This is a genomic window from Pseudomonas sp. SW-3, from assembly GCF_016615645.1.
Taxonomy (GTDB): Bacteria; Pseudomonadota; Gammaproteobacteria; order Pseudomonadales; family Pseudomonadaceae; genus Aquipseudomonas; species Aquipseudomonas mandelii.
The window spans coordinates 4,919,354-4,941,763 of record NZ_CP067098.1; the positions used below are offsets into that span (position 1 = coordinate 4,919,354).

The 22,410-nt window shown below is 57.4% G+C and carries 24 protein-coding genes; 15 read left to right on the forward strand and 9 right to left on the reverse strand.

Going from position 1 to position 22,410, the window contains the following annotated elements:
- Positions 1-377 precede the first annotated feature (377 nt).
- From JIO00_RS22105 to JIO00_RS22120, 4 genes are all read left to right on the forward strand, one after another.
- Positions 378-641, forward strand: coding sequence for a DUF2790 domain-containing protein (locus JIO00_RS22105; RefSeq protein WP_010457261.1), 264 nt, complete (start codon positions 378-380; stop codon positions 639-641).
- A gap of 188 nt (positions 642-829) precedes the next feature.
- Complete coding sequence (locus tag JIO00_RS22110) at positions 830-1,114, forward strand: hypothetical protein (RefSeq protein ID WP_077748655.1); 285 nt, start codon at positions 830-832, stop codon at positions 1,112-1,114.
- A gap of 517 nt (positions 1,115-1,631) precedes the next feature.
- A complete protein-coding gene (locus JIO00_RS22115; RefSeq protein WP_017340233.1) occupies positions 1,632-2,882 on the forward strand; it encodes a ribonucleotide-diphosphate reductase subunit beta in 1,251 nt (416 codons plus the stop codon).
- Positions 2,883-3,312: 430 nt separating this feature from the next.
- Positions 3,313-3,846: a BRO-N domain-containing protein gene (locus JIO00_RS22120; protein ID WP_010457265.1), complete on the forward strand. Its 534-nt coding sequence runs from the start codon at positions 3,313-3,315 to the stop codon at positions 3,844-3,846.
- Between the two features lie 160 nt (positions 3,847-4,006).
- On the opposite strand, the gene JIO00_RS22125 is transcribed toward JIO00_RS22120, so the two are convergent.
- Positions 4,007-5,104, reverse strand: a complete 1,098-nt coding sequence (locus JIO00_RS22125) for an HNH endonuclease (RefSeq protein WP_200666837.1) — start codon at positions 5,102-5,104, stop codon at positions 4,007-4,009.
- Between the two features lie 347 nt (positions 5,105-5,451).
- On the opposite strand from JIO00_RS22125, the gene JIO00_RS22130 reads away from it, so the two are divergent.
- Entirely contained in the window at positions 5,452-6,456 is a 1,005-nt protein-coding gene (locus tag JIO00_RS22130; RefSeq protein ID WP_200666838.1) for a hypothetical protein, read from the forward strand.
- Here the strand turns inward: JIO00_RS22130 and JIO00_RS22135 are convergent.
- Together JIO00_RS22135 and JIO00_RS22140 are read right to left on the reverse strand one after the other, a co-directional pair.
- Positions 6,442-7,614 carry a hypothetical protein gene (locus JIO00_RS22135; protein WP_200666839.1) on the reverse strand — a complete coding sequence of 391 codons (1,173 nt, stop codon included), beginning with the start codon at positions 7,612-7,614 and terminating at the stop codon, positions 6,442-6,444. The two genes, JIO00_RS22130 and JIO00_RS22135, sit on opposite strands and share 15 nt — an antisense overlap.
- A gap of 101 nt (positions 7,615-7,715) precedes the next feature.
- Positions 7,716-8,531, reverse strand: coding sequence for a sulfite exporter TauE/SafE family protein (locus tag JIO00_RS22140; RefSeq protein WP_169858041.1), 816 nt, complete (start codon positions 8,529-8,531; stop codon positions 7,716-7,718).
- A gap of 112 nt (positions 8,532-8,643) precedes the next feature.
- Here JIO00_RS22140 and JIO00_RS22145 point away from each other — a divergent pair, with 112 nt between their 5' ends.
- The 3 genes from JIO00_RS22145 to JIO00_RS22155 all read left to right on the forward strand — a co-directional run bounded on the left by JIO00_RS22145 (position 8,644) and on the right by JIO00_RS22155 (position 10,106).
- Positions 8,644-9,411 (forward strand): AraC family transcriptional regulator, encoded by a 768-nt coding sequence (locus tag JIO00_RS22145; RefSeq protein WP_200666840.1) that lies wholly within the window; start codon positions 8,644-8,646, stop codon positions 9,409-9,411.
- Between the two features lie 93 nt (positions 9,412-9,504).
- The gene (locus tag JIO00_RS22150) at positions 9,505-9,822 is read left to right on the forward strand and encodes a helix-turn-helix domain-containing protein (protein ID WP_010457271.1); all 318 of its coding nucleotides are present in this window, start codon (positions 9,505-9,507) and stop codon (positions 9,820-9,822) included.
- 11 nt (positions 9,823-9,833) lie between these two features.
- Positions 9,834-10,106 (forward strand): hypothetical protein, encoded by a 273-nt coding sequence (locus JIO00_RS22155; protein WP_010457272.1) that lies wholly within the window; start codon positions 9,834-9,836, stop codon positions 10,104-10,106.
- 101 nt (positions 10,107-10,207) lie between these two features.
- Here the strand turns inward: JIO00_RS22155 and JIO00_RS22160 are convergent, their stop codons facing one another.
- Together JIO00_RS22160 and JIO00_RS22165 are read right to left on the reverse strand one after the other, a co-directional pair.
- Positions 10,208-11,737, reverse strand: a complete 1,530-nt coding sequence (locus JIO00_RS22160) for an amidase family protein (protein WP_200666841.1) — start codon at positions 11,735-11,737, stop codon at positions 10,208-10,210.
- A gap of 113 nt (positions 11,738-11,850) precedes the next feature.
- Complete coding sequence (locus tag JIO00_RS22165) at positions 11,851-12,927, reverse strand: MBL fold metallo-hydrolase (RefSeq protein ID WP_010457274.1); 1,077 nt, start codon at positions 12,925-12,927, stop codon at positions 11,851-11,853.
- Between the two features lie 213 nt (positions 12,928-13,140).
- Here JIO00_RS22165 and JIO00_RS22170 point away from each other — a divergent pair, with 213 nt between their 5' ends.
- Both JIO00_RS22170 and JIO00_RS22175 read left to right on the forward strand, forming a co-directional pair.
- Positions 13,141-13,749: a TetR/AcrR family transcriptional regulator gene (locus JIO00_RS22170; RefSeq protein WP_083375917.1), complete on the forward strand. Its 609-nt coding sequence runs from the start codon at positions 13,141-13,143 to the stop codon at positions 13,747-13,749.
- 139 nt (positions 13,750-13,888) lie between these two features.
- A complete protein-coding gene (locus tag JIO00_RS22175) occupies positions 13,889-14,425 on the forward strand; it encodes a DUF1003 domain-containing protein (RefSeq protein WP_077748664.1) in 537 nt (178 codons plus the stop codon).
- 7 nt (positions 14,426-14,432) lie between these two features.
- On the opposite strand, the gene JIO00_RS22180 is transcribed toward JIO00_RS22175, so the two are convergent.
- A complete protein-coding gene (locus JIO00_RS22180) occupies positions 14,433-15,374 on the reverse strand; it encodes a LysR family transcriptional regulator (RefSeq protein ID WP_200666842.1) in 942 nt (313 codons plus the stop codon).
- 15 nt (positions 15,375-15,389) lie between these two features.
- On the opposite strand from JIO00_RS22180, the gene JIO00_RS22185 reads away from it, so the two are divergent.
- Both JIO00_RS22185 and JIO00_RS22190 read left to right on the forward strand, forming a co-directional pair.
- Entirely contained in the window at positions 15,390-16,097 is a 708-nt protein-coding gene (locus JIO00_RS22185; RefSeq protein WP_200666844.1) for a CTP synthase C-terminal region-related (seleno)protein, read from the forward strand.
- Positions 16,094-16,423 (forward strand): antibiotic biosynthesis monooxygenase family protein, encoded by a 330-nt coding sequence (locus JIO00_RS22190; RefSeq protein WP_077748667.1) that lies wholly within the window; start codon positions 16,094-16,096, stop codon positions 16,421-16,423. The genes JIO00_RS22185 and JIO00_RS22190 overlap by 4 nt, the downstream gene beginning before the upstream one ends.
- A gap of 113 nt (positions 16,424-16,536) precedes the next feature.
- On the opposite strand, the gene JIO00_RS22195 is transcribed toward JIO00_RS22190, so the two are convergent.
- Positions 16,537-16,863: a DUF2025 family protein gene (locus JIO00_RS22195; RefSeq protein ID WP_010457284.1), complete on the reverse strand. Its 327-nt coding sequence runs from the start codon at positions 16,861-16,863 to the stop codon at positions 16,537-16,539.
- 235 nt (positions 16,864-17,098) lie between these two features.
- Between JIO00_RS22195 and JIO00_RS22200 the strand changes: the two genes are divergently transcribed.
- From JIO00_RS22200 to JIO00_RS22210, 3 genes are all read left to right on the forward strand, one after another.
- Entirely contained in the window at positions 17,099-18,226 is a 1,128-nt protein-coding gene (locus tag JIO00_RS22200) for a glycerophosphodiester phosphodiesterase (protein WP_154501429.1), read from the forward strand.
- Positions 18,227-18,474: 248 nt separating this feature from the next.
- Positions 18,475-18,780, forward strand: coding sequence for a PepSY domain-containing protein (locus JIO00_RS22205; RefSeq protein WP_200666846.1), 306 nt, complete (start codon positions 18,475-18,477; stop codon positions 18,778-18,780).
- Positions 18,781-18,917: 137 nt separating this feature from the next.
- On the forward strand, positions 18,918-20,111 hold the full coding sequence (locus JIO00_RS22210) for a GAF domain-containing sensor histidine kinase (RefSeq protein WP_200666848.1): 1,194 nt from the start codon (positions 18,918-18,920) through the stop codon (positions 20,109-20,111).
- Here the strand turns inward: JIO00_RS22210 and JIO00_RS22215 are convergent.
- Together JIO00_RS22215 and JIO00_RS22220 are read right to left on the reverse strand one after the other, a co-directional pair.
- A complete protein-coding gene (locus JIO00_RS22215; RefSeq protein ID WP_200666849.1) occupies positions 20,108-20,437 on the reverse strand; it encodes a hypothetical protein in 330 nt (109 codons plus the stop codon). The genes JIO00_RS22210 and JIO00_RS22215 overlap by 4 nt on opposite strands.
- Positions 20,438-20,645: 208 nt before the next feature.
- Complete coding sequence (locus JIO00_RS22220; RefSeq protein WP_200666850.1) at positions 20,646-22,268, reverse strand: methyl-accepting chemotaxis protein; 1,623 nt, start codon at positions 22,266-22,268, stop codon at positions 20,646-20,648.
- Positions 22,269-22,410: the final 142 nt, after the last annotated feature.

Below are 22,410 nucleotides of genomic sequence, written 5' to 3' on the forward strand. Positions count from 1 at the left end.
TAACAAGCCCCTACAAATTACCGTGATAAGCCTGGAATGCGCCGCTAAAAGCACATCAAACCCCTGTGGGAGCGAGGCTTGCCCGCGAAGAACGATAACGCGGCCCACCTGAAAAACCACATCACCGAGATCGCCAATTGTTCGGTTTTTACCACCTTAATCGGTGATTGTTACGAAATCTGTCAAAGGTGTTTATCAAAACCCCACCTATATGAATGCCCCCCCCACGCCTAAAATCAGCCCGCCAACAAGGCAACGTGATTAACCAAGTTGCAGCCCCCACGAAGGCCGTTAATCCAAGACTCTTTAATCAAGCTCCACACGCAATCCCAAAAAGGTTGCGTGACCCCATTCGACCTCTAAAAGGTAAATCTGAAATGAAAGCTTTATTAGTTCTGGCCCTCAGCAGCCTGTGCGCAACCGCCATGGCAGACGAGGTCCCGACTGATGTCGCACAGCAGAAACCCGCCATCGAGGAATACACTTACTCGACTCACCTGGACATCGCCAAAGTTATCTCCATGAGTGAAGTTCCTAATGTGTGCGAAGTTGTTCCGGTGAAAATGGAATACGACGACTCCCAAGGTCAACGCCACATCCTGCGCTACAGCATCATGGGCAACGGCTGCACTAACGGCTGATCACCCGCCCGCCTCTTAACGGTTCGACCCATCCGCCCCGCCCTTTCAAGGCTGATGCAGCGCCGAACCGTATATATCGATTAATACGATTATTTTAAGCGTTTATTTGCGCTTTTTAATCAAATTAGTTGGCGTAGCATTCACTCCATACCCAAGGCACAAAACGCCAACGAACCTGGAGCACTACCATGAAAACCAAACTGATCCTCGCCCTGACCCTTTCTGTTCTGGCCGCCAACACCTTCGCTGCTGACGGTTTCGACCGCACTGTCGCTTCTGACGGCTACGACCGTACCGGTACGGCTTCCTTTGCCGCCGATGGTGCCGATCACGTCGGTGCAGCCAAACTGGCTTCGGATGGCTTCGATCACACCGGTGCCGCCAAAGTCGCCGCTGACGGCTTCGATCACACCGGTGCGGCCAAACTCGCTGCCGATGGCGCCGATCACGTCGGTGCGGCACGCCTGAGCTGATCATCGAGCGTGACTTTACAGCCCGGCTTCGGTCGGGCTTAGTTGTGTCTTGAACCACCGAAAACCGATTCAAAACACAACATGTAGTGAAAAACCGCTTTTTTTGCCTATTTTTTGAACAAAAAAGTAGCGCATCAAAATTTATGAAAAAAAATCTTAACCCGCGATCTCCAGCCAAAGCCCTGTAAACCCTCGCTCCGACCGAAAAACCCGCCTTCTCGACCGCTCCATGCGCGGATTCGCCCCACCACGGCCGCAAAAATTTCCCTATAATGCCGGCTTAAACGGGCCTGCAATATTCCCTTACAGGGATAACAGCCAGTCTGAAGCCCACGCCGACGTCCTCACCGATTTCTGCGCCCCTCAGAGGCTCTCGGAACCCCGTAAAAATTTATGTTTATTTGCCTGCGTGTACCGCTGCAAAAAACGCTATCCAACGCGGCCAGTACGGCCGTGTGAAAAATAACCAATCAGTTTTCACACGGGCATCTGGCCCTCACGCAGGAGACGACACGTCATGCTGAGCTGGGACGAATTCGACAAAGAAGACAGCGGCGAGACCGTGGTAAAAGGCGCCAACGCCGGCCACGCGACTGAAGCCAACATGGACCGACTCGACACCGCTGGTGGTGTCGCCGCTCAAGAAGCTCGCGCCGTTACCGCGAACGACTCTGCCGCCATCGCCCGTGCCAAAGCAGCCCTGGACAACCTCGACATCGCCGAAGGCCTCGCCGAACTCGAAGGCGCCTCCGCCCGCGTCGCTGTCGACGAAAAGCGCATGATCAACTGCCGCGCCGACCTCAACCAACTCGTACCGTTCAAGTACGACTGGGCCTGGCAGAAATACCTGGACGGCTGCGCAAACCACTGGATGCCGCAAGAAGTCAACATGACCGCCGACATCGCCCTCTGGAAAGACCCGGAAGGCCTGACCGACGACGAGCGTCGCATCGTGATGCGCAACCTCGGCTTCTTCTCTACCGCCGACTCCCTGGTTGCCAACAACCTGGTCCTGGCCGTGTACCGCCTGATCACCAACCCGGAATGCCGCCAGTACATCCTGCGCCAGGCCTTCGAAGAGGCGATCCACACCCACGCCTACCAGTACTGCATCGAATCGTTGGCCATGGATGAAGGCGAGATCTTCAACATGTACCACGAGATCCCATCGGTCGCGAAAAAAGCCACTTGGGGCCTCAAATACACCCGTTCGATCTCCGATCCGAAGTTCGAAACCGGCACCGTCGAAACCGACAAAGAACTGCTGCGCAACCTGATCGCCTACTACTGCGTTCTGGAAGGCATCTTCTTCTATTGCGGCTTCACCCAGATCCTCTCCATGGGCCGCCGCAACAAAATGACCGGCGTCGCCGAGCAGTTCCAGTACATCCTGCGCGACGAATCCATGCACCTGAACTTCGGCATCGACGTGATCAACCAGATCAAAATCGAAAACCCACACCTGTGGGATGCCGAGATGAAGGAAGAAGCTTCGCAGATGATTCTGCAGGGCACTCAGCTGGAGATCGAATACGCTCGCGACACCATGCCTCGCGGCGTGTTGGGCATGAACGCGGCGATGATGGAGGACTACCTGAAGTTCATCGCTAACCGTCGTTTGAGCCAGATTGGTTTGAAGGAAGAGTACCCAGGGACGACTAACCCGTTCCCTTGGATGAGCGAGATTATGGACTTGAAGAAAGAGAAGAATTTCTTTGAGACTCGGGTTATTGAGTACCAAACCGGTGGTGCGCTTAGCTGGGATTGATTTTCGAGCTTGCCACGATTTGATGATGGTTATTTGAATCGGCAAATCGAATAAGCAAAAGCCCCAATCTGATCGAACGATCTGATTGGGGCTTTTTTTATTGGGAAGTGAATAACCATTTTCGTCCCTACACGACAACGCTAAAACTCCTACAGAACTTACAGCGGCTTCCTCATTGATGCCCATTCAAAGCACCTCTAAGCTCCATTACAGGTGCCTAAGAAACGCCCAACGTAGAAAGCTTGGCCATTCATTCATATCCGCAATCACCTTTAGGTGATTTGTCGTTCGGGTGTGTGATGGCTTTGCTCGTTGGGATTTCTTAAGTCCACTCTACGTTGGGTTCAGGCCCTCCAAAATCTAAACGTAGAGGTAATGGATATGCCTAAACATGATCGACCCAACACTCTCGCAATTCTGGAGATCAGCTATGTCTGATCCCTTTTCGGTAATGGCCTTCTCACGCCACAACCTAGTCCTCCACGCCCTCCTCCTGGAAAACCAACCCTGGTTCTGCGCCCGCGATATTGGTCGACTGATGGGTTTCCACCTGAACGATCGCGTAGTCAGCAAACTGGATGAAGATCAGCGGCACACGTTGCTGATCGACTACCACGGGCAACCAGAAAAACGATTGATGCTCAGCGAGTCCGGCGTCTATGCGCTGCTGGTCTATCACTACGCACCGGGGAATCGCTTGTTGCGCGAGTGGCTGACTCATCAAGTGGTGCCGGCGTTGCGCGACGCGGGGCCGTCGAAGAATGCGGATCGACCGATGTTGAGTTTGTTGGATTGGCCGGAGATGTCGTTGAGTCTGTTGCATTGGCAGGATGAAGGTTGGATTCGGCTGCGGGACATGCCTTATCTATTATTGAATCGAACGCGAAGGCGCGTTCCAGTAGTTAAGCCATGGTGGCGTAAGGTCTTTGAGGCGTTTCACTCTTCAAAGCATTCAGTCGGTTAGACCTTGTAGGATCGACAGAAATAAGCATCGCAGTGTGCCGTAGGATTTCTCGCAGACAGTTCACTCTGTATCCTCCGAGGGTTCAACCCTCGGAGTTGTTATAAGAAAGCGACTGGAGCGCCCTTCAGATTAGGTTCAATAGCCTTGGCGCATCGCTCAATCAGCGTTCAATGACTTCCAGCCGCTGCTTCAGCCTCTCATTCACCAACGTCCCGTGCACTCCAGAATGAATTTCCCTATGGCAACTTGGGCATACTGCCCCCACATAGCGTGGATGATCTAACCCACCATCTGAGAGTCGGTTTACGTGATGGGGCTCTAAGTAGGGCGTGCCATCCTTTCTCATAAAAGGAGCCGGCTTCTCACAGCTCTCACATTCACCCTCGGCGCGCATCAACACATAGTGCGCAACCTTACGGCTGCGTTGGTAGATCTTACGAGGAGCAGATTGCCCCAAATCATCGCTGCTAGGCTTACATGCAGCAAGCGCAGCCAACCGCGCAGCAGCTAGAGACCCGGAAAAGTCAGCCTCATCTTCATCCTGTTCTTCAGCTTCAATGATTTCACCAGGAATGCCCACAGGGACTAACCGAAAAACAATCGCAGTCCGATCCTGGCCACTAACATCCGGCTGGGTCCGCTCAAACATGTCGGCGCAAGAAAACTCGCCCACGTAAGCGTTGCCTTTACCTTTGCCAAGGGACTTAAACAAGTGCAGCGCTCGGCCATCCTCGGCGTGCTCAGCAATAGCTCGGTTACCTCGGGTCAAAGTCATCGGTCCGCTTTGTCCCTCACCGGTATAAAGATAGGCGCCGTTGTCCCAATCGTCGGTATACCCAAATTGCGCCCCACTGTCGCCAGTGAATAAAAATATTGCAGGGTAGGTAGCAGACGGTGCTATGCCGCTTTGCAGGCTCCCCCCGAACGGTCCATTGATTTCGGTTTTCCGGTCGTAAACAGCCCCCGGCGTGAACTGCAATACGGGCACGTCCTCCCCACGCGGTAACTCCACAATAGTAAAGCCTCGCTTTTCAAGGTACCTGTTAGTGGGGTGCCCGCCAGAGAAGTCTCCTACGGCAATGCCAGTAGCCAACGAGACAATTTTTTTCGCCGGATATAGTTCACCGCCCTCGTGAACGGCGTAACGGTGAGCTAGATTATTTTCCCAGCCCTGCCACTCGCGTTTACTCCGAAATTTACGATCAAACTCCAGCAACGCTTTGTCTATCCGTTCCTTCGAAACCGCTTTGATAACCACGAGCGCAGCCCTTTATCGACAATCGCCGTAGGAAAATTCCTACAGCTGTCAAAGTAACAAAGGGTTTCACTACGTAACAGGGGCGAATAGCCACTATTTCTAGAGTTGGCCACACTAGCTGAAGCCGACCGCTTGGCGAGCCTGCTCTTGGCAGAGTGCCGCGAAAGGTTGTGAATGATGGTGCGTAGAACAAATATTGAGTGGTGCTCAATTTTTTTCGCGAACATGCTCGCTCCTACTGCCCCGGCAGATAAATGCGAGTTTTGTGGGAATATGAAAACATTCAGTGCAACCCGCCCCGCCTCCCGCTATTAATACCCTTCCCCCCTCAAGGACCCGAGCCCGCCATGAAATTCGACCTCGCCTACTGCCTCAGCCTCGACGACAAGCTGTCGATCTATGACGTGCGCGATCTCAATTTCGACGAAACCATGGATTTCGATTCCGCCAAAGAACACTTCCAATGCCCCAATGACGCCTGTCGTTTGGCCTTCGATGCGGCGAATGTACTGACGACGTTCAACGCCAAAAACGTGAATTACGTTCGCACCCCGCACTTCAAGAACACGCCCAGCACCCGGCATGTGGCGGATTGTCCTTATGCCAGTCTCAAGGCGTCGGTGTCAGGTGTGGACGCGGACGGCGCGGAAACGGATGACAGCCGCGAGGAGCATTTCCCGTCGGAGTTGTTGCTGACTCGGCGTGAGTATGTGCGTAAGCCGTCGAACCCGGCGGTGGCGGCGGATGTGGTGCGGGACGATCCGAAGCCAACCACTGAGGCTAGCAACACAGAACACCCAAGCCGTGAATCGGCGCCGGACAAGACCAGTGTCTTCGCCCATCCGGTGGAATGTTTTGTGTCGAACTTCGAGGACAAGGACCTGCTCAAGCGCATGCCGCTGAAGATTGGCGAGCACACGGCGCCTTATGGGTCGTTCTTCAAGAAGATCGAATACCTGACGGACAACAAGGGGCTGATTTACTGGGGCAAGATCAAGGAGATCAAGGATTACACGCAGAGCTTTCGCATCGATTTCGAGCAGAAGGTCTGGTTCAAGCAGGCGGACGAGGCGAAGAAGAAGCCGTATTCAGTCAACGTTTACCTGAGCAAGAAGTTGATCGAGAACTACCGCAAGCGCAAAGCGTTTCTGGAAGAGATCAAGCACGCCATCGACAGTGAAGCGGAGTTGTATTGCTTCTTTTATGGCGTGACGCCGGAGTTGAAGCAGGTGCCGAGCAAGAAAAACCCCGAGCAGACGTTCGGGGTGTTCAGTGCGAATATCGAGAACCTGGATCACTTCATTATTCGGGAAGCGCCGGGGTTATCGGGTACGCAATCAGGGCAGCTGTAGCGCAACGCCGCCGGGGTGTTGCTTGATCAGGCTATACGGCAGGACACCCCAGCCCACATTTCCACACACTGCGGCCACGTGAGGAAAGGACGGATCTAACTTGATCCCCTGCTCGGTGAAATACCAGGAAGGAAAACTCCAGCGGTCCTCGTCATCGTAGTCGCAGTCGTCGTCCCCTTCTGGTGTGACCGCCATTTGATTGGGATAGAGATTAAGCAATTGCGCCACCAGCCACGGCGCCAGCTCTTTGCCGCGGTAATCAGAATAGGCACTGAATGACTCAGACGAAGAAATGTAGGCGTCGTAGTTTTCCTCGTAGTGCAGCGGCTTTCCCTGTCCCACCCACAGCACGTCATCAAGCGTCAGAGATTGGCCCGTTTTAGCATCGAGGTTGAGTGAGTCATTGACCTGATCCGGGTAAGCACCGCCACAGAAGTACTCGGTTGAGACACGGACGCTCATGACGTTCGGCGTCATCCACAGAGGCTGGCTCGTCTGTGCGTAGTAGGCGTCAGCGTAGTTAGCGAAGCATCCGTAATACCCCACAATCTCCTGCCACAAACGGCCCATCAATTGCTGATTGATACGCTTACGCTCCTCAGCGTTGTAGCCCGAAACCACTTCAAACAACTCGGCTTTGGATTGTGGGTCGCGCCACCATTGCAGCGTGTAACCCATGAAGGTTTCAGTCTTGCCTTGTGTAAGCTTCATACCCTGCAAGCGCAGGTATTCATAAGGCGCCTTGTCGTGAAGTCTGGCGAGATAGGGCAAGGTATCAGCGGGAATCTGAGGAAGGTTCGCTGGCTGCAGATCAATCTTCAAGACTTTGCCTTTAGGACTAGTCCATTCTCCGGACCAGCCGCTGGACTTTGGTTGTAGGCGAATTGTCGGAAAAGGTTTGTGCTCTCCATATCGCTGGTCGCCCTCTTCCAGCACAAGTGCTTTTCCTTCCTTTGAGCCACTAAGCACCAAGTCCTTGCGGTACTTTTGGTAAAAGTAACGACCCTCACTGCCATCGGCGCTCACCTCCAGCACAATCGGCATTTTTCCCAGAGTCCCGGTATAGACCTGCCTGCCGCTGTCGGCCCACAACATCGTAGAAAACGTGGAGCACACCAATACGACAATGCCAGCAAGACGAAACAGTCCTTTAAACATCAAATCATCCTTGAATGCAGCGAGTATTGGCTCGCAAGAAAGAGCGGCGGATTATGGCGAACCCATGTTCGAGAATCGATAAAAAGCTGACTAGATAACGATCAGCTCAGGCACATACTGACCATCACCAACACCAGTAACCCCACATAGACCCGCGCATGCACTCGATCCGGAATCCGTCCGATCCACGGCGTAGCCAACCGAATCCCCACCAGCGATCCCATCGTCAACACTCCAAACGCCAGCAGATCCACATAGCCGATAAACCACGGCCCCAGATCAAACTCGGTGAACCCCGCCATCGCCATGTAAGTCAGCGTCCCGGCCAACGCCACCGGCAGGCTTAACGGATTAGCCATGGACGTCGCCTGACTCATGCTCAACCCACAACGTCGCAACAACGGTACGGTCATGACGCTGCCGCCTACGCCGAGAAACGTCGCGATCGCGCCGATTCCTACACCACCGCCAGACACTTCTGCCCTCCCCAACCGTCGTGGGATTGTGGTGTCGGACGCTGTCAGAAAACCACGTCGGAACAGGCAATCCACAATGGTCACGCCCAGGTACGCGATGAAGGCATAACGAATCACCTCACCACTCACCCACATCGCGGCGAGCGCTCCGAGGATTGCGCCCAGGCCGATGAACCCGCCCAGCGGCCACAGATAATGACGAATGAGATTGCCGGCACGACGGTGTTTGCCGGTGGCGATCAATGCGTTAACGATCATCACGCAGGTCGAAGTCGCCACGGCAATGTGCATTGCCGATTGGCTGACGGGGTCATCGGCACCATGGCTAGCCATGAGCATGCGATAAAGCAATGGCACCACAACGAAGCCGCCGCCGAAACCGAACAACACCGCAGTGACGCCAGTCACGCACCCGAAAAATGCCAGCAGGAGATAAAACATTGCGCGTCGTCCGTTGGTTGAGAGCGGTCGACAATAGAGCGATGCGCCTTGGCCTGCTTCAGCAAGTCAGCCAATAATGTTCGCGTTTACGCCAACCGCGAGAATCCGCTCAATGCGCAATGTTTCGATCAATCTGCTGGATGACACGCCGCGCTCGGTAGTGGCGGTCGGTACGGATTATCCCCACGGTCATGTGTTGCCCCGTCATACGCATCGGCGGGCACAACTGCTGTACGGCGCGACGGGGGTGATGCAGGTCAGCACGCACGATGGCAATTGGGTGGTGCCGCCGCAGCGGGCGGTGTGGATTCCGGCGGGGGTGGCGCATGAGGTGCTGATGCTGGGGGTGAGCACGCGCAGTTTGTACATCGAACCTGATGCGGTTGATTTGGGGGATCGTTGCCAGGTGATCAGTGTGTCGCCGTTGATGCGGCACTTGTTGATGGAGGCGGTGGAGATCCCGCTGGTGTACGACGAGGCCGGGCGCGATGGCGCGCTGATCGACTTGCTGTTGCATGAACTGGCGCGCAGTGCTCACTTGCCGTTGCACATTCCGTTACCGGTCGATGCGCGGTTGCTGGGGTTGTGCCAAGGCTTTTTGCAGCGGCCCGACGCGCATCAATCGCCGCAGCAATGGGCCGATCAATTGCACATCAGCTTGCGCACGTTCAATCGGCTGTTCCGTCAGCAGACAGGGCTGAGTTTCAGCCAATGGCGCCAGCGGGCCTGCGTGGTGCTGGCCCTGGCGCGGTTGGCGGCGGGGACGCCGGTGACGCGGATTGCGCTGGATTTCGGTTATGACAGCCCGGCGGCATTCTCGACCATGTTTCGCCGCGTATTGGGGCAGGCACCGTCCGTCTGGATGGAGGGGGCGACATAGAAAAAATCAAAAAATGAGTTTGATCCGGGCGCAAAACAACTGTACAAAACAACAGTACTTTTTGGATTAGCACTCTCGAGCCCGGAGAACACCATGGCCTCTCTTGCGATGAAAATCACCCTGGAACGTATCGCCCTTTTCCAATTCACCCCGGCCCACTGTGCCCAGGCCCGAGCGATGCTGGGTTGGAGCGTGGAAGAGCTCTCGGAGGAATCCGGTGTCTCCGTGGACGCCATTGTGCGATTCGAGGCCGAACGCGATGTGCTGGATGTCACCCGGCTGGCGTTGGCGTATCGGTTTGAATCGGAAGGCCTGGTGTTCTTCCCGGGATTTGCGCCGGGTCGGGGGATGAATGTGAGAGGGTCGACGCCTGATCCGGTGGGTCGGGCGGACTACGCGATGGTTGAGTGAGGAGTCAGCAGATGAATGGAATCGATGAATGCGACAGGCTTGGTCATCCGTCTTCGGGTGCTGCCGATGCGGGGGAAATGAGGGCCAAGGCCGAATACCTGATGAAGATCGGCATGCTGCTCGACACCGGTCAGTTGGGCAAGCTGGAAGCGGCGCAGAGGCTTGGACTGTCAGCGGGGGAAATGGATGAAATTCTCGACGGGAATGTTTGCGACCTGACGGTGGCGAAGATCGCGGGCCGCTCCATGGCGAGCGGCCCGACGGCAGAAGATCAGGCGTTCTGAGGCGTGACAGGATCGCCCTTTCAGGAAGGCTCATGGCTTGCCTCGCTGGTCGAGCAGCCACGGCCCTTAACGCCCACCATCACCTGCCTTGGTCTTGGACCTTACTGCTCCCGAAACGCCGGATTCTGACGCTCTAACGACGCTTGTTCATAGCTGTAAGCCAGCGCCAGCAGTTGGGGTTCACTCCAGCGCTGGCCGAAAAAGAACACAGACGTTGGCAGTTCATCGCTGTTCATGCCCGACGGTACGGTTATGGCTGGATAGCCAGCGACTGCGGCACTGAATTGCGAGTAGCCATCGGCATCGGCGAACATTGCATCCAGATTATGTTCAGCCATTTGCTCATCAATGGCAGCCTTGAAGCTGGCACTGAGCACGCCGAACATCTCGGTTGCCTGTGAGTGGGTCATGTCCAGTTCGTTGATGTCGTTCAGCATTTGCTGCCCGTAACCTTCGGCACCCGGATTCAGTTCGTTGAAATCGATCAACTGTTGAAGCGTCTGAATCGGCAACCCTGAGCGGCTGGCCAGGTACTCGGGCAGTTCATGTTTCATGCCTGCCATGAGGGTGTTGAAGTAGCCATCGATATCCGGCAGTCGGACGCTCAACGGCACCAAGGTCGCGCCTTGCTCTTCCAGTGTGGCCAATGCCATCAGGAATTCAAAACAGGGTCGAAGCACAGTGCCGTTGGTGCCGACGTACTCGGTCGGATAACCGATTCTTTTGCCTTGCAGTGCATCCGTGTTGAGCAGCGCGGTGTAGTCAACGCCCACTGGCGCATCGCTGGTGACAGGGTCACGGGCGTCAATGCCTTGCAGGGCGTTGAACATCAGCGCGGCGTCACGAACGGTGCGCGTCAGGGTACCCGGCGTATCCTGCAGACGGGTGATGGGAATGATGCCCGATCGGCTGAACAGACCCAGCGTAGGCTTGACGCCCACCACGCCATTAGCCGAAGCAGGGCACGCGATGGAACCGTTGGTTTCGGTCCCCATGGCCAACGGTGCGAAACCGGCGGCAACACCGGCGGCTGAACCCGAGCTGGAACCACAGATTTCGCCATTTAACACGTGGGGGTTTTTACCCTGGCCACCTCGGCCACTCCAACCGTGGGGCAAGCCCATTTCCCGGACGTAAGCCCATTCGCTCATGTTGGTTTTGCCGAGGATGACGGCACCTGCGTCACGCAGCTGTTGGACCACAAACGCGTCGTTCGCAGCAGGCTGACCGACCATGGCCAACGAACCCGCGCTCGTTTGCATCTGGTCCGCCGTGTCGATGTTGTCCTTGAGCAGAACAGGAATGCCGTGCAGCGGACCACGCACTTTTCCGTCCTGACGCTCCTGGTCCAAAGCGGTGGCAATGTCGATGGCCTGTGGGTTGAGCTCGATAATCGCGTTGATCGTCGGCCCTTGCTTGTCCAGCGTGTGGATGCGCGCCTGCAAATACTCCACCAGTGTGACTGAGGTGAGTTCGTTGCGCGCCATCCGCTCGGTAAGCTCGCTGACGCTCGCATATTCGAGCGACTGGGCAGTGACGGAGGCGTTGCTGTCTGCGAATGCAGGTCCGGTGACCGATAGCAGAATGATCTGCGCCAGTGCCGTCATGCGGCTTTTTAAAACGTCCTTCATTTACAGCATCCTTGATATGGCCAATTGCGGGTGAGTCATTTCACCCGCCGCACAGCCTACCGAAACCGTAGGAAACGGCTGTCAGTCACAAGGAGCTGTCAATGTAGGAAACATCATCCAGACTTGTAGCCGCTACAAGCTAAACGCCCTTCTTCCTTCACTGTACTTTCCATTTCCGACCACCATGCGGCCCCTCGCTGTGGGTACATGACGTTGAACGCTTCGCCCATTTGCGGCGTGGTGATCGACACATTGCGTTCCCAGGCCAAGGCGAGGATCCGGTCGAAGGGCTCGAACCAGGCGTGCATCGACAAATCGAAAGTGCCGTTGTGGATGGGCAGTAACCAGCGGCCCTTGAGGTCGATGTGCGCTTGCAGGGTTTCTTCCGGCTGCATGTGAATGTGCGGCCACTCGACGTTGTAGGCGCCGGTTTCCATGAGGGTCAGGTCAAACGGGCCATGCTGTTCGCCGATGCGTTTGAAGCCATCGAAATAACCGCTGTCGCCGCTGAAGAAGATCCGCGTGTCGCCATCGATCATCACCCACGAGGCCCAGAGCGTGCTGTTGCCATCGAACAGGCCGCGCCCGGAAAAGTGCTGCGACGGTGTGGCGATGAACTGGATGCCATCGACTTCCGTGCCCTGCCACCAATCGAGTTGGCGCACTTTGCTGGCATCGACGCCCCATTTGACCAGGGTGTCGCCCACGCCCAGTGGGGTCAGGAAGTAGTTGGCCTTGTCCGCCAGTGTGAGCACCGTTTGATAATCGAGGTGGTCGTAGTGGTCATGTGACAGGATCACCGCCGCTATCGGCGGCAAGTCATCGAGGCTGATCGGTGGCTGGTGGAAACGCTTGGGGCCGGCCCATTGCACGGGTGAAGCGCGCTCGGCGAAGACCGGGTCGGTGATCCAGAATTTGTCCCGCAGTTTCAGCAGTACGGTGGAGTGGCCGAGGCGATAGACGCTGTGGTTGGGCGCGGCGATCAACGCGGCGTGGCTCAGGGATTGCACCGGGACGGGCGCAGTTGGGCGAGTGTCGCGCGGTTTGTTGAAAATCATGTTCCACATGATGCGCAGCATTTTTCGCACGCCTTCACGTTGCACAGGCACATGATTCTGGAACAGTCCTTGTGCCTGACGGGAAGCTTCGGGTGTGGAGGCATTGTCCGCAGGGGAAATTGAGTCGGCCATGTCTGAGTAACTCCAGAAAAACCGCAAAGCGCGGATTTCACGGTGGGACGATAATTGGCCAAAGCACGCACGCATCAGCCGGAGATTCTAGTATTCACTGCACAGGATTAACGAAACATTACACTGCACAGTGTAGTTTCTAGGTTGCATCAAAGCGGATCACAAGTAAACTGCCGAGTGTAATTCTTCTCTGCCGACTGCCGAAGCGTACTTATGACAGCTCCACAGCGCCTCACCGACCGAAAACGCGAAGCCATCATTCAGGCGGCGATTGCCGAATTCCGTGCCAACGGTTTCGACATCACCAGCATGGACAAGATCGCCGCCACCGCTGGGGTGTCGAAGCGCACGGTGTACAACCACTTCCCCAGCAAGGAAGAATTGTTCGCCGAAATCCTCAATCAACTGTGGGCGCGGGTGACCGCCGAACAGGAAACGTCCTACCGCCCTGACCTGCCCCTGCGCGAGCAAATGCGCCAGATGTTGCAGGCGAAATTGCAGATGCTGGGCGATGAAAACTTTCTCGACCTGGCGCGGGTGGCGATCGCCGCCACCATCCATTCTCCCGAGCGCGCGCAGAACATGGTGGCCCGGATGGGCGAGCGTGAAGAAGGCCTGACTGTGTGGATCCGCGCCGCCCAGGCGGACGGTCGATTGAAGCCGGTCGCCCCCGAATTTGCCGCGCAGCAGATCCAGGGGATGCTTAAATCCTTTGCGTTCTGGCCGCAGATTTCCATGGGGCTGCCCCCGCTGTCAGATGAGATGCAACGCACCGTGGTGGAGTCAGCACTGGACATGTTCCTGGCCTGTTATCAGCGCTGAATCGAGCTGCCATAAATGACAATCTCTGCCGTAAAACCGATCACGGGGCGCGCTGAATAAAACGCGGCAATGTGTTTCAAAATGAAAATGGCGCTGGGGCTATAGTGAACGTCAGTCCCAGCGCCACGCAGAGATCATCATGACCACGCCGACCCACGAAACCAAACCCGCCGCTGCCGTCGATCACCTGCGCTTTCACCGCCCCCATGCTCACTTGGAGCCAACGTTCGGCAACGACAAGTTCGCCCTGCGCGCCGAGGCCTTTGCACGGTTCTTCGGCACGCCGACTTTCCTGGGCGCCCAGACGCTGATCGTGGCGATCTGGATCTGCCTTAACGTCTCTGGCGTGACCCAGTTCGACGTTTATCCGTTCATCCTGCTCAACCTGGCGTTCAGCCTGCAGGCGGCGTATGCCGCTCCCCTGATCCTGTTGGCCCAGACCCGTCAGGCGGCGCGGGACAAAGCCCAGACCGATGCCGATGCCCTGCACCGCGAATCCATCGCCGTGGCCAACAGCGAACGCCAGGCACAAGCGGCGCAGAACACCGCGCAACTGCTCGAGCTGCTTGAACTGAACACCCGGCTTACGGAAATGACCAAGAACCTGACCGAACGCATTGAAAGCCTGACCTCGGAAATGCATCAGCATTTAGTGAATGATCATCCGAAGGATTAGCACCCGGTCACGGCAGTCGAAGCGCCCGCCCCAGCTCATCGAACAACGTCACCACCGAGCGCAACGCGCGGCAGTCCGGACGGGTCAGCAACCAGAGCGCGGTGTCGTAACCGTGCAGCGGGCCAGTCAGTGGTTGCAGTTCATCACCGATCAAAAAGTCCGGTAACGCCGCAACGCCCAGCCCGGCACGCACCAACTCGGTCACCGACAACATGCTGTTGCAGCGATAACCAGGCGTGACGCCGGGCAGTTGCTGGCGCCGCCATGCCACGGTGGGGTGGTCGGGAAGAAAGTCATCCGGCGCGATCCAGGCCAGCGAGGCCAGGTCTTCAGGATCGACTGATTTCAGGTACGCCGCACTGGCACAGACCCGATAGGAAATATCCGCCAGACGTCGACCAACCAGATGCTCGGGCGGTGCGCGAGTCAGGCGCAAGGCGATATCAGCATCCCGTCGGCTGAGGTTGGCGAAGTCGTTGGAGGTGCTCAGTTCGAGGGTCAGCGCCGGGTAGGACGGCATGAACTGCGCCAGCGCCGGCAGCAGCAAACCTTGCAGGACAGAATCGGTGCAGGTCAGCCGCACCGTGCCGCTGATGACTTCACCGCCCTGCTCCACGCCAATGCGCGCCGCGTCCAGCGCTTGTTCCGCGCGCTCGGCTTGCTCGGCCAGGGTCTGGGCGAGTGTGGTCGGCAGGTAACCGGCGCGGCTTTTTTCGAACAGTTGCTGGCCCAGCGCGGCTTCCAGTCGGCGAACCGCGCGAAACACCGTCGACACGTCGACCTTCAATAACGCCGATGCCCGGGCCAGAGAGCCGCCGCGCACCAAGGCGAGGATCAGCGCCAGGTCTGGATAGTCGAGTCGATAGTGCGTCGCTGCATTGATCACTTGGGATAACGCCAATATTGAATGCGTGAGCGCCAATCTATAGTGGGTGCCAGGAATCAACAAGCGTCGAGATCACTCATGGAAAACACCGCCCTGCGCATCGCCCTTATCGGTGACTACGACCCACAGGTCACCGCCCACCAAGCCATTCCCGTGGCGCTCGGCATGGCTGCCGAACACCTGAACGTGGATGTGCAATTTCAGTGGCTGACCACCGATCACATAAACGCCGCCACCCCGTTACACCACTTCGACGGCTTCTGGTGCGTGCCCGCCAGCCCTTACCGCGACATGGACGGCGCGTTGCGGGCGATCCGTTTTGCCCGTGAGCAGCAGCGACCGTTCCTCGGCACCTGCGGCGGTTTTCAACACGCGGTGCTTGAGTTCGCTCGGAACGTATTGGGTTGGGAAGACGCCGAGCACGGCGAAACCCATCCCGGTGCAGCACGCGCATTACTCACGCCGCTGACCTGCTCATTGGTGGAAGCAACGGACAGCATTCGCCTGGTTGAAGGCTCGTTGATCGCCAACGTGTACGAAAGCGCCGAGATCCTTGAGGGATATCGCTGCCGCTATGGCGTGAACCCGGCGTTCGAGCGTGAGTTATTGAGCCAACAGTTGTGCGCCGTTGGCCATGACTCGACCGGCGACCTGCGGGCGGTGGAGCTCCAGGGTCATCCGTTTTTCGTCGCCACCCTGTTCCAGCCCGAACGCGCCGCGCTCAACGGCACGCTACCGCCGCTGGCCCGGGCGTTGGTCGAAGCCTGCAAAAGGCAACAGCCATGATTGCCGATACGCCATCAGCGCCGTACTACGCGGTGATTTTTACCTCGCTGCGCACCGACGGTGATCAAGGCTACGCCGAGGCCGCCGAACGCATGCTGGAACTGGCCCGTGAGCAGCCGGGGTTTCTCGGTGTTGAGTCGGCTCGGGGTGAGGATGGGTTGGGGATTACGGTGTCGTACTGGGCCAGCGAGGCGGCGATTCTGGCGTGGAAACATCATCCTGAGCACCGTGCGATCCGTGAGCGGGGGCGGTCGACGTGGTATTCGACGTGTCATACGCGGGTGTGCAAGGTTGAGCGGGCGTATGGGTTCAAGGCCGTAAAATGATGCGGTGTTCTTCTGGCCGCCTTCGCGTGCAAGCCTCGCTCCTACAGTTTGTCGGTGCCCTCTGTAGGAGCGAGGCTTGCCCGCGAAGAGGCCAGTCCAGACACAGCAAAACTTCAGCCCCGAACCAGACTCCGCACCGCCGAAATCTCCGGCACTTCCCGCCGATTCATGTAAACCCGCAACGGCTCGGTCACATTGATCCGGTCATCAATATTCTGATCCAGCAACAATTGAATCAACTCACGCTTGAGCGTCATGGCCTGCCCAGGCCCCGGCGCCCAGACAAATTCACTGGTGGGAATGATCCCGTCATCCGCCACGTCCATACCAAACGAGTCTTCGCTGAAACGCACAATGTAGTGGCCAGTTTTGCGATTGAGGCCAACGAAGCCTTTGAGTTGGTCGGCGGCCTGGCAGATAAGCTCGGAAGTGATGCGCATATAAACCTCACAAAAGGTCGTTAACGACCGGTGAACGATGGTTTACACGCAAGGACAGGCATTCGGATTTCCCTCTGCCGGGGAAACGCCGGGGCCAAGAGTACTGCAAAGAAGCGCACAAAAGCGCTGAAAAAATCTGCTTTAAACACGTTTATGTCGGTCTGGCGATAGCGCTGGCGGCGCTCAGTTGTTAAAAGAGACGTCTTTGAAAATTCAACGCGAAAGGACCTCGACCATGCCTGTTACCTTCACCAAAAGCGCCCTGCTGCTGAGCATGCTGCTGGGCTTCGGCCAGGCACAGGCCGCCAACGAGCCCAGCCCGACTGCACTGGCCACCCGTTTGGGCATCCCGCACCCGGCGGTCATCGCCCACCGCGGCGCATCCTACGATGCACCGGAATCCACGGCGGCGTCTTACAGACTGGCCCGTGATCTGGGCGCCGATTACCTGGAACTGGACCTGCAACGCAGCAAGGACGGCGTGCTGTTCGCCCTGCACGACAACAACCTGCAACGCACCACCGACGTTGCCACCAAATTCCCTGATCGCAAGGACAGCCCGGCCAACGCGTTCACCCTCGCCGAACTGAAAACCCTGGATGCCGGCAGCTGGTTCAACGCCGCGTACCCGGATCGCGCACGTCCGTCCTTCGTCGGCCTGAAGATCCTGACCCTCGACGAAATCATCGACATCGCCCAGGGCAATCCGCTGCACAAGCCCGGCCTGTACATCGAAACCAAAGAGCCAAAGCAATTCCCCGGCCTCGAACGCGACCTCAAGGACAAATTGCAGGATCGCGGCTGGCTGAGCCCGGCCGGTTCCAAACTGGCGAAAAGCAATCTGGCGGTCGGCCAGGGCAAGGGCAAGGTCGTGCTGCAAACCTTCGAGAAGAGCAGCCTCGAACTGCTTGAGAAGGAAATGCCGCAAGTGCCGAAGATCCTGCTGCTGTGGGTCGGCGAAGGCAGTATCGAGCCTAAGTCCAAAGTGACGTTTGCCGAGTCCGGCGACAAGGACAAGGCCACCTACTACGCCAAACAGGAACCGAAAGACAAAGCCGAATTCCAGCAATGGGTCGAGTACGCCAAGGCCCAGGGTGCGATCGGCACCGGTCCTTCGGCCGCGTTGACCAAGGGTGGCGATCAGAGCTATTCGGACCTGGTGAAACCGTGGATGAACCAGTACACCCACGATCAAGGCCTGCTGGTGCACGCCTACACCATCGACGAAGCGGTTGATTACCAGAAAGTCATGGACGCCGGCGTCGATGGCATCTTCACCAACCGCGCCAGTGAATTGCTGAAGTTCTACAAGCGCCCGGCGGCCGGGACGGTGGCGCAGTTGCTGCAGAACAACGGGTACTGATCGCTAGCTGACACGACACCGCGTCATCTTCTTCGCGGGCAAGTCGGATTGCCGCATCACTCGCTCCTACGGGTTCTGAGTCGATCACAAATAATGCGACCGCCCCAAATCCCGTAGGAGCGAGTGATGCGGCAAGCCGACTTGCTCGCGAAATCTTCCAAACGACACGGTGATTGGAATTAAGGGTGAATTAAGTTGCCACAGTTAATCTGGACTCACTTAAACAGATCACCCCAAGGAATGAACCCATGAAAACCCTGACTGCCCTGTTCACCGCTGCTGCCCTGACCCTCACCGCTGGCCTGGCTCAGGCTGACGTTCGTGTCGACCAGATCCCTGAGCTGGTCAAGAGCGGCAAGATCAAGCCACTGGAAGAAATGAACCAGGCGGCTCTGAAACTACACCCAGGCTCGACCATCACCGACACGGATCTGGACAACCACTTCAACAACTACGAGTACGAAGTGGAACTGAAAACCGCTGACGGCAAAGAATTCGACGTGGACTTCGATGCCACCACCGGCAAAGTCCTGAGCGACAAACAAGACACCTGATACCCGTATCAAACAAAGCCGCACGATCTTCGGATCGTGCGGCTTTTTTGCATGCCGGATTCGCATAATCAACACGCGCCAACTCGGCGGTAGCCCGCTAGAATCCCTCAACGGTGATTATGTAGAGATGGATTGAGATGGGGCAAACAGCGGCAGCAGACATCGCCACGATCGGCCGGATCAGCGCGGTGCCGGCGATTCTCCAGGTGATCCGTGAATTGACGGGGCTGCGCTTCGCTGCGGTGGCGCGTGTCACTGAAGACTCGTGGACCGCTTGCGCCGTACTCGATCAGCTGAACTTCGGCTTGCAGGTCGGCGGCGAGCTGGAGGTGGTCACCACCTTGTGCCACGAAATTCGCCAGGCGCATCAGTCGGTGGTGATCGACAAGGCCAGTGAAGACCCGCTTTACCGCGATCACCACACGCCTCGCCTCTATCAATTCGAAAGCTATATTTCGGTGCCGATCTTTCGCCCCGACGGACGCTTTTTCGGCACCATCTGCGCCCTTGATCCCAATCCTGCATCGCTCAAATCCAGCACGATCCAGAGCACCATGGAATCCTTTGCGCGAATGCTGGCGTTGCAGATCGAGGCGGAAGAGAACCTGCAAAAAACCGAAGCGGCATTGATGGCGGAACGCAAAAACACCGCGTTGCGCGAACAGTTCATCGCCGTGCTCGGCCATGACCTGCGCAACCCGTTGTTCGCGATCAGTGCCGGCGCCGAAATGCTCTTGCGCAAGCTTCCCGACCCGGCGAATCAGCAACGGGCCCGGCACATTCTGACCAGTGCCCGGCGCGCGACCCGACTGGTCGATGATGTGCTGGATTTCGCTCGTGGTTCGTTGGGCAGTGGTATTCCGGTGGACATCGCACCGTGCCCGGACCTGGGCGACGCCTTGCGGCACGTGATTTCAGAAGTCCAGAACATCTATCCCCAACGCACCCTTCGCATGTCCATTGGCGAGCTGCACGGTATTCAGTGCGATCGCGAGCGGGTCGCGCAATTGCTTTCCAATCTGGTGGCGAACGCCGTTGCCCACGGCGATCCCGAGGGCTCGGTAGACGTGAGCGCGCAGATCCACGACGGGCAGTTCGTGCTGAGCGTGACGAATCAGGGGCTCATCGCCGAGGACGCGTTGCCCCATCTGTTTCGCCCCTACGCGCGACCGGCCCGCGGAACACCGCAGACCGGCCTCGGGTTGGGGTTGTACATCGCCAGTCAGATTGCGCAGTCCCATGGTGGAAAGCTGGAAGTGCGCTCGACAACGAAGGAAGGCACGCAGTTTGTTTTCAGCTTTCCGGTGCAGACAGTTCCGGGAAAAGCTTAAGTCGCAGCAATGACGTTGAAGTTAGAATCGGGCGATACAGCGACATTTCCAGAGTCGTCGGCTAGCGTGTAATTCGCCTTCACGGGACCAAGCTTAATGAACTGTTTTTCAATGTAAAAGTGCACACCTGCCACCTCTTCAACCTCCGTGATTGTATGCGTGAACACCGACACGTCATTCCAGATCACTTCGAGCTTGTCCCCTTTGTTGTAGTTCTGGTTGCCTTCGACTAGCGTCCGCAATCCATTTTCGCCTACTGGTTCGGTGAGTTCGCCATCGTCAACCCCTTCTACTTTCAAACGACTTAATTGCAGATCCATAGACATAAAAACGCTCCTTGTGAATACAGCAGCGCCACTGCGCTGATAGCGCTATCAAACGCTCGTGCACGGCAATCGTCTACTGTCAGAACTAACAGGTGCTCCGTAAAACCGAACCAAAATGCCAGGCGCCCGACCAGCGGCATAACCCTTATGGATCCGAGAGCGACGGGCGTACCGACTCGGTAACCGACCTGATACGCCGCCGTTTCCGTTACGCGCTCAGACGCGCCGTCACTTCATTCAACTGCCCCGACAACCCATGCAAATGACGGCCGGCCGCTTCGGTGCGCTGCACGTTGTCCAGGTTGGTGCTGGCGATGCTGGTGATTTCAGTGAGGTTGCGTGAGATGTCCTCGGCCACCGAGGTCTGTTCTTCGGCGGCGGTGGCGATCTGGCGGTTCATGTCGCGGATGGCTTCCACGGCATGGGTGATCCGCTCCAGCATGGCGCCGGCCTGGGTCACTTGCTCGACGCTTTCTTCGCTGCGCGACTGGCCGCTTTCAATCGCCTGAGCCGCGTCCACCGCACCGGTTTGCACGGTCTGGATGATCTGGTTGATCTCGATGATCGACGCCGCCGTGCGCTGGGCCAGGCTGCGCACTTCATCGGCCACCACCGCAAAACCGCGTCCGGCTTCACCGGCACGGGCCGCTTCGATGGCCGCGTTGAGCGCCAGCAGGTTGGTTTGTTCGGCGATACCGCGAATCACTTCGAGCACCTTGCCGATGCGTCCGCTGTCCGTTTCCAGTTGGCGGATGACCGTGGCGGTGTTGGCGATTTCGCCGCGCATACGGGTGATGGTGTGAATGGTGCCCTGCATGACTTTTTCGCCGTGTTGGGCGGACTGGTCGGCATCGTCGGCGGCGCGTGCGGCATCGGCGGCGTGACGGGCGACTTCCTGTGCGGTGGCCGACATTTCGTTCATCGCCGTGGCCACCTGATCGGTGCGGTTGAACTGCTCATTGGTGCCGCTGGTCATGAGGCTGGCGATCGAGTTCAGCTCACTGCTGGCGCTGTCCAGGTCCTTGGCGCTGCGCTGCAAACGGCTGAACGTTTCGGCGAGGAAATCACGCAAAGTGTTGGCCGCAACCGCCAATTTACCCAGCTCATCCTGACGGGTGCTGGCCACGCGATCGGCAAACTTGCCCTGGCTGAGTTGCGCGACGTACTCGATCAGTTTGCGAATCGGTTCAATCAGGTTGCGGTTGACCAGCCACAGGCTCAAGAGCCCGATCAACAGCCCCGAGACGAGCATCACAATGAGCCCCAGCAACACGGTGCGATCGGCTTCGGCGCTGATTTGCTTCGACTGCTCGACACCCTGCTTGCGCAATTCGCTGACCAACTCGGTCATCTGTTCACTGGTCGCACGGTCGACACCTTTGACCGCCGCGTCGCCTGCCGTCGGGTCGGCGCCCGCCGCCACGTAGGCGTCACGGCCCTTCTGATAGGCAGCGCCCAGCAAACGGTGTTCGTCACGCAGGCGTTCGATGCGGGTTTTCAGTTGCGTATCGATACCTTTTTGCACAGCCAGCTCACCGAGAATGCTCTGCACATCGCGCTGACGGTCTTCGAACTGTTTCCAATACTTGTCCAGGTCGGCCGGTTGCTTGCCACGCAGCAGGACGTTTTTCCATTCCTGAACCTGCACCTTGAATTGCAGGTTGGCTTCATCGATCAACTGCGAGGTGTGCAGCGGGCCTTCAATCAGGTTGGCGTAGCTCTGAACGCCGCCGGACAGAAAGTGAAAGCAAGCCAGGGCGATCAACAGTACCGCCAACAGGCTGCCGCTCAACAGGGCGAGAATTTGTGCTCTCAGGGATTTTTGCAGCATCGAGTGATACTCATGACAGGGGGTGAGACACGCGGCAAACACAGCGTGAAAGGTGTCCGGACATCCCTGTCTGAAACTTGGCTCATGGCCGAAGCCGCGCAAGGTAACTTAAGCAAGATCGGCGGGCCAGAGCGGTTCTTGA